We start from the raw sequence: 6552 nt of genomic DNA, 5'->3' as shown, positions 1-6552 counted from the left end.
GGCCGTTTCTGTGATGAGGGGGGCGGGGCGGAAGCCCTTGGTGATGAGCCAGATGCCCAGTGACGCTTCCCAGACGATTTCTGGCGCCGTGAACAGGAAATTCACCGGGGACTGCTGCTCGTAGGCGCCGAACAGGACAGCGGTCGCGGTGGCGCAGGCGATGGGGCCTCCGATGAGTCCGATGAGTGCCATGGGGCGTGGCACCAGGCCCGACCGGTACATCAGGTAGCCCAGCAGCAGCCCGTTGCCGAAGCCCGCGCAGAAGGCGGGCCCGAGCAGGAACGTCTGATCCTTCAGCGCCACCAGTGACTGACCGATCAGAGTGGCATTGACGCCGCCCTCGCCCGCCAGGTCCTGCCGCAACGTCACGACGGCGAGCACGCTGACGACCCCCATCACGATGACGGTCGATTCGAGGATGCGCAAGCCGATGTAACCGAGGGCGATGCTCTCGCTCTGCCGCTTCAAGATCGGGAACAGCACGACCGCGGTGGCGATGTTCGCGACGGCGGTCAGAATCTCAAGGAGGGCTCCAAGCTGCACCTGCGTGTCCGCGCCCACTCCCAGGATGTAGTTCGCGTCATTGAGGACCGGGTCGTACAGGAACACCGCCGGGATCGAGAAGACGAAGGTGAGGACGAACCAGACACCGGCGATCCTGGCGGTCCGTTGAACGGCGTCTACCGAGGTTTTCGGCGTCCGAGATTCGATCGTGTTCACGTGACTCTCCAAGGCTTGAAACAGCCCCGGCCCGGTTGCCGGGATAGTCGTAGGGAACCACGCTGAACGGGCGCTGTCCCCACCTGCTGGTGGCCGGTTCACGGCGTGCCCGTGGAACGACGCCCAGGTCCGTGCGTTCCTGGACTGGTCGCGGGAACACAGTCACCTCCATGTTGCGTGGTGAGTACGCGGTGACCGGGATACGCCGCGGGGAGCTGTTCGCGCTCCGCTGGCGAAACGTCAACTTGGATGCGGCCACGATCTGCATCCACCGGTAGGTCGGCCTGGTCCGCGTGAAGGACCAGGGGCGCCGAGATCAAAGAGGGCGACACCAAGACGAGCAAGCCGCGCGCAGTCAACATTGACGAGGCGACCATCACGCCTGCTCCGCGCGCACAAGTGCGAGCGCGGCGGCCTGGCGCTGCTGCTCGCCCGTGGTGACGCGCTGGTCTTCGGCGACGCCGAGGGTCGGCACCGGCACCCGGAGCGGTTCTCCCGCGCGTTCAAGCACCAGCTGAAGCGACGTGCCAAGCACCAGGAATAAGGAGGGTGCCGAGGCGATCTCAGAGATCCTGTACTGCTCCAAACTCGTCGATGCGCTGACCTGGGGATACACAAACGTTCTATGCCGCTCGGTGATACTCGTTGATCCCACCGCCGAGCACTTCCGTCGCCGGATCGGTACGTCCGGCGGTATGACGACCGGCTTGTCGGAGTCAGGGGGGTCGCTGCCAGCGGGACTGGTGAGGCCGATGGCGGTTGTAATGATCGGTGTAATCGCCGAGCACCGCCAGCAGGTGCCGCTCGCTGGAAATCAGCAACCTGTCCGTGCACTCACCTCGAACGGTGCGTACCCACCGCTCGGCGTAACAGTTCGCCCGTCGTGTCACGGCGGAGTCTTCACGACCGTCACGCGTCGTCGCGCACGCCGCTGACGGCGACCTCGCCGCCCAGCGCGTCATCGGGTTCGCCCGGTCCCGCTGTCATGGCTACCTCCCGCAGTTTCGCCGCGCCCACCGCCTCGCGGCGCAGCCGGTCGAACGGCACGGTTGCGCGCCGTCGTGGTGAGCCAGGCTCCGGGCCGCCGAGGCACGCCGTCGCGCGGCCATCGCTCGAGCGCCTGCGCGAACGCGTCCTGCGCGCACTCCTCGGCGAGGTCCTGAACTCCTCGCAGAATGTGGGGATTCGCGCAGGTCCGCAACTCCGGCGGGCGCGCTCTGGAGATGAGCGGATCACTGACGATCTCGGACGGGCCCGGCGGGCTCAGGGCCGGCCCGTATCCCGCCACACTCGGTACCACGCTGGCCACCGGGCAGACCTCACCCGTCAGCGTGGTGCTCGACAAGCAGTTGCCCAGTGGCCCGTGGAAAGTCCGCCTGTCGTTGCAAAGCGGCATGATCAAGCGAACGGTGACCACCACGCTCACGTTTCCCGGCCACCGCCGGCGACAGTGGCCTGCCGATCCGGCTCACCTCCACGAGCGTGCGCAATGGCCTCGCAGTAGCCGGGTCTGCTTCCCGTGCTTCTGCCGTTCATCCTGCTCCGCCGGCACCGCCGCCGGGCCCGGTGACGGACCGGTACCGCCGTTTCCATGTGCCTGCCAACGAGACGAAGGACATTCACCACCGGCAAGTGGTGCGTTGCGGTTGCTACGCAGATTCGCGTGCTGTGGGGATCGAGCCGGTGGGCGAGCTAGCGCCGGTCACGCCCGCCGGTCGAGGCGGGATGAGCGAACGTTTCCGGTGAGCCTGGCACCTCCTCCAGGGCGCGACTGCCCTTGCAGGCGACCCAGATCTTCTGGCCACCCCAAATCGACGTGCTCGCCGCGTAGTCCCAGCAGTTCGCTGGCGCGAGCACCGCTGGAGACGTAGAACGCCATCAGGGCCCGATGAGATTTGTCATGTCTGGTCAGCTTGGGTTGGCGACGACGGGCTTTCGAGGCCAATTACGGGGCGCGCCATCTCTCAGCCGGCGGAGATGGCTACTACCGCAGTGAGCGTGATGGCCACACCGAATCGTTGAAGCCGGTGGAGATGTTCCTTCAAAAAGATTCGGGCGAGGGCGATGGTGACGATGGTATGGAGGGAGCCGAGGACGGCGACGACGCCAAGCAGGCCCAGGGTCGAGGCGGTGGCGTACATCGAGTCGGCCGCGACGATGAGCGCGCCGATCGCGGCGATCGTGGGAAGCTCGGTTCGGTGGACCGCCGGCCGCGGCCGCAGTGCAAGGGCGACGGTCGCCATCACGGTCACCGAGGCGAGGCGGGCGGCGAGCAGGGCCCAGCCGATGTCTCCGTGGCTGGCGGTGTCCATGGCCGTGAAGAAGAGCCCGAAGCCGAGCGCGGCGAGCAGCCCGTAGCCGATGCTGGGGCCTACCCGGGTCGCGGTGGCGGTGCCGGGTCGCCGGGCGGTGACGACGATGCCGATGATCGCCAGGATGACGCCGGCGGTCTGGAGTGGTCCGGGGACTTGGGCGGCCGGCAGGCCCACTACGAGCGGGACGACGGGAGCGGTCGCCGCCGCCGGCACGACGATGCTCATCGTCGCGGTGGACAGACCGCGGTAGAGGGCGGCGATGCCCACCATCTCGCTGAGCCCCGCGGCGACCGCCCAGATGAGGGATTCGGTGTCCGGGGGGCCAGCACCACGGACGAGGACGATGACCGTGAGCAGGCCGAGGGCGGTCGCCTGCGAGATCAGCAGCACGAGGACGACCGGCACCGAGCGGCCCTTCAATCCGCCGAGGAAGTCCGAGAGTCCCCAGCTCAGGGCTGCTCCCAGCGCCAGCATGATCGCAAGCATGAGTTTCCCTTCCGATGCGTGGGCTGTGCGGTCGGCCGTGGGATCACGGTCGGGCCGATGAGCCGGGCGAATTCGGCGCGGGTCGGGCGCGCTGTATCGTCGGCGGTCGGGTCTGTCAGGGTGTGGATTCCGCCGGGCCGGGCGCACGCCTTTTCCCGAGAGCGAGGTAGTGCGCCCGCCGCTCCGGCTCCAGGTGTTCGATGGTGTATCGCAGCAGTACGCGCGGCGCGGTGGCCGCGTGACGGTCCAGGAAGCCCAGTAGCCGGTCGCGGTCGTGCTTGCCCGCCTCCCGTAGCATCCCGCCGACCACGGTGTGGACCTTGTCGTGCTCGTCGGAGATCAGGATGTCGGCGAGGGCGAACGTGTCGTCGAGGTCGCCTGCGCGTACGAACGTCAGCGTGGCCTGCATGGCGATGCGGCGTTCCCACCAGCGCGGGGAGCGGGCCAGCCGGTACAGGACGTCCCGTGGCCGGTCCAGCAGGTAGCCGCCGATCACCTGATGGGCGCTGACGTCGACCAGATCCCAGGTGTCGATCCGGTCGACGCGCCTCAGGTAGAGCTCGAGGAGCTCCCTCCGAGTAACGTCCGGGGTACCCTTGCGCGCGGACCGCTTGCCCATGATGCTGAGCGCGCCGACCCGGATCTCGTGCACGTGGCTGTCCAGCAGCCGGTCGATCTCGGCGATCGGCAGGTCGATGAACCGCTCGGCGAGTGCGAACACATCACGCATCCGTACCCGGTCCCGGCCGGGCGGTATGGAGAGAGCCTCGATGCTCTCCGCGAACCGGGCGGCGGTGAGCGGCGATCCGGTCATGTGATCGGTTGGACGAGTTCGGTACGCCAGTCGGCCGGTGCTGGCCAGGCCGACGGGTTCGGCTCGTGGGCCAGGTCGATCCACTCGTAGACCTCCCAGGCGGGCCCGTTACGCGCGCCCTGAGCGGCCAGCCAGTCCTCGATCCGCGTGTATGCGTCACCCAGGTCGTCGTGGGCGCCGAGATGTGCGGTCACGACGGCCCGACCGCCGGGCAGCTCGCCTTCGATGATCTCGCTTTCACCAGTGACGTCGTCCACCACCGGCACGCCGATCTCCACATCGGTATCGATGTCGCCGAACGTGTGGTAGCGGACGAAGGGAGGGCCCGCGGGCGCGATGTCGCGGGCGCGCAGGAAGCGCCACAACCGAAGCAGCCGCTCGCTCTGGGTCTGCGTCAATTCGGCGACGGGTATCTCCCCACGGATGCTCACCACCGGCTGTGGTGTGAGTCGGCGAAACTCGATGGTCGTCATGGGACTCTCCTGTCCGGTCGATCGATGTGGAGGTACAGATGGGTGACGCCGGTGCCGTGGATGATCCGGTGGGCGTGCAGGCTCATCGGCGTGCCGCTGAGGTTGTCGAAAGCCGCACCCCCTTGCCGAGCAGGACCGGCACCAGGTCGACCCGGATCTCATCCAGAAGGCCCGCGTTGAGGTACTGCTGGATGAGCGACGCGCTCGCGGCGGCGACCTGCCCGTCACCGGCGACCGTGCCGGCCTGCGCCAACGCGCTCTCGATATCGTCGGTGACGAAGGTGATCGGCGCGTCCGGGCGGGGCCGGCCGTGAGGGATGGTGTGGGTGACCACGAACACCGGGAGCCCTATCGGGTGACCGCCACCCCAGCCCCTGGTCAGATCGAACAGGCGACGGCCGCTGATGAGCGCGCCGACGTTGATGAGGGCATTGCGCAGATGCTCCGCGCTCGCCTCCGACACCCAGTAGACCCACCTCGGGTCGGCGCTGGGGACGGTGACCGCACCGTTGCCGTACCACGCGAGCAGGTGCTCCGCCTGGTCGAACGGATCGGCCACATAGCCGTCCAACGACATCGACATGTTTCCCAGTACCTTGCACTGTGCCATGAGCGAATCGTCGTCGCCGCGACCGGCCGTGGTCCAACACCGGGTTCGGGGTCATCTACACACATTCGATGTAGATCCTGGTAGACAGAGACGGTGGCCGAGGACCTGGATCTGCGCCTGCTACGGCATTTCGTCGCGGTCGCCGAGGAACTGCATTTCAGCCGGGCCGCGCAGCGGCTGTTCGTGGCCCAGCAGGCCCTCAGTCGCGACGTGCGGAAGCTGGAGGAGCGCGTCGGCACGCCGCTGTTCGACCGGACCAGCCGTAACGTGATGCTCACTCCGGCTGGCCAGCGCCTGCTGGTCCGCGCCCGGCAGATCCTCTCCCTGCATGACGAGATCTTGCGGGAGTTGCGTGGTCAGGGTACATCGCTGCTGGTTGACGTGGTCGGCGAACGGCTCACTCCGGCGCTGGTCCTCGCCGGCGCTCGGGCCTGCGCGCCGGGATGTGAGTTCTTCGCCCGCTACCACGGCGGGTTGGCGGCGTCCCTGCCTCTTCTGGCCCCGCATCGCCTCGATGTCACCTTCGGGCGCTGGCACGGCGTGGCCGGCCAGGTACCCGAAGGCCTGGCACACCGGCTGATCAGGTACGAGCGGATCTGCGTCCTGCTGCCCGAACATCACCCGCTGGCCACCCGCACCGAGATACCGCTGGCCGCCCTGCGCGACGCCGATGCCTGCTGGCACTGCGGCGACCACGCCTCGGCCGAGTGGGAACACGCCATGCTGCAACTGTTCACCGACGCCGACTTGACACCGACCCCGCCCCGTCCCAATGTGCGGGGCACTGACGAACTGGCCTACCACCTCCAGCATTGGGACATGCCGGTCTTGACCATCAGTAGTCAGCCCGAAGTCCCGGGCGCGGTCATCCGCCCGCTCGTTGACCCTCTCGCGCTGTACCCGTGGAGCATGATCTGGTGCAGGGACCAACGCCATCCCGGCCTGACGGCACTGCTGGATGCCGCCCGCGACCTCGCCGAGGCCCACGGATGGCTCGATCTGCCCGAAGGCGCCTGGCTACCCGATCCGGAGGCGAGCCTGCAAACGCACCCACAGCCGACACTGTGATGATTCTCAGGCTGACGAGAGCAGGCTTGAGGACCAGCATCAGGCTGCCCGATCAGAGCGACAGTC

9 protein-coding genes and 1 pseudogene are annotated in these 6552 nt (G+C 67.9%); 1 reads left to right on the top strand and 9 read right to left on the bottom strand.

The annotated features are described in order from the left end of the window. The 9 genes and pseudogenes from HKK72_RS34265 to HKK72_RS34230 form a co-directional block, all read right to left on the bottom strand. A partial coding sequence (locus HKK72_RS34265; protein WP_222721498.1) for a DUF4386 domain-containing protein occupies positions 1 to 822 on the bottom strand: 822 nt, incomplete at its 3' end. A gap of 274 nt (positions 823 to 1096) precedes the next feature. Then, on the bottom strand, positions 1097 to 1231 hold the full coding sequence (locus tag HKK72_RS41755) for a hypothetical protein (protein WP_261987473.1): 135 nt from the start codon (positions 1229 to 1231) through the stop codon (positions 1097 to 1099). Between the two features lie 205 nt (positions 1232 to 1436). Then, the gene (locus tag HKK72_RS43015; protein WP_410050374.1) at positions 1437 to 1682 is read right to left on the bottom strand and encodes an integrase core domain-containing protein; all 246 of its coding nucleotides are present in this window, start codon (positions 1680 to 1682) and stop codon (positions 1437 to 1439) included. Then, the gene (locus HKK72_RS43010) at positions 1630 to 1767 is read right to left on the bottom strand and encodes a hypothetical protein (protein WP_410050375.1); all 138 of its coding nucleotides are present in this window, start codon (positions 1765 to 1767) and stop codon (positions 1630 to 1632) included. The genes HKK72_RS43015 and HKK72_RS43010 overlap by 53 nt, the downstream gene beginning before the upstream one ends. Before the next feature lie 49 nt (positions 1768 to 1816). Further along, a pseudogene (locus tag HKK72_RS43005) lies at positions 1817 to 2116 on the bottom strand (hypothetical protein); the annotation flags it as partial. A gap of 568 nt (positions 2117 to 2684) precedes the next feature. Beyond that, positions 2685 to 3509, bottom strand: coding sequence for a DMT family transporter (locus HKK72_RS34245; RefSeq protein ID WP_187238567.1), 825 nt, complete (start codon positions 3507 to 3509; stop codon positions 2685 to 2687). A gap of 127 nt (positions 3510 to 3636) precedes the next feature. Beyond that, entirely contained in the window at positions 3637 to 4335 is a 699-nt protein-coding gene (locus HKK72_RS34240) for a DNA alkylation repair protein (RefSeq protein WP_187238566.1), read from the bottom strand. Continuing rightward, complete coding sequence (locus HKK72_RS34235) at positions 4332 to 4808, bottom strand: GyrI-like domain-containing protein (protein WP_187238565.1); 477 nt, start codon at positions 4806 to 4808, stop codon at positions 4332 to 4334. The genes HKK72_RS34240 and HKK72_RS34235 overlap by 4 nt, the downstream gene beginning before the upstream one ends. 82 nt (positions 4809 to 4890) lie before the next feature. Beyond that, positions 4891 to 5418 carry a dihydrofolate reductase family protein gene (locus tag HKK72_RS34230; protein WP_222721496.1) on the bottom strand — a complete coding sequence of 176 codons (528 nt, stop codon included), beginning with the start codon at positions 5416 to 5418 and terminating at the stop codon, positions 4891 to 4893. A gap of 93 nt (positions 5419 to 5511) precedes the next feature. On the opposite strand from HKK72_RS34230, the gene HKK72_RS34225 reads away from it, so the two are divergent. Continuing rightward, positions 5512 to 6486, top strand: a complete 975-nt coding sequence (locus HKK72_RS34225) for a LysR family transcriptional regulator (RefSeq protein ID WP_187238564.1) — start codon at positions 5512 to 5514, stop codon at positions 6484 to 6486. Positions 6487 to 6552: the final 66 nt, after the last annotated feature.

It is taken from the genome of Actinomadura sp. HBU206391 (genome assembly GCF_014323665.1).
In the GTDB taxonomy this organism is placed as follows: Bacteria; Actinomycetota; Actinomycetes; order Streptosporangiales; family Streptosporangiaceae; genus Actinomadura_C.
The sequence above is the reverse complement of the archived record's forward strand: the minus strand, read 5'-3'. Positions and strand labels throughout refer to the sequence as shown.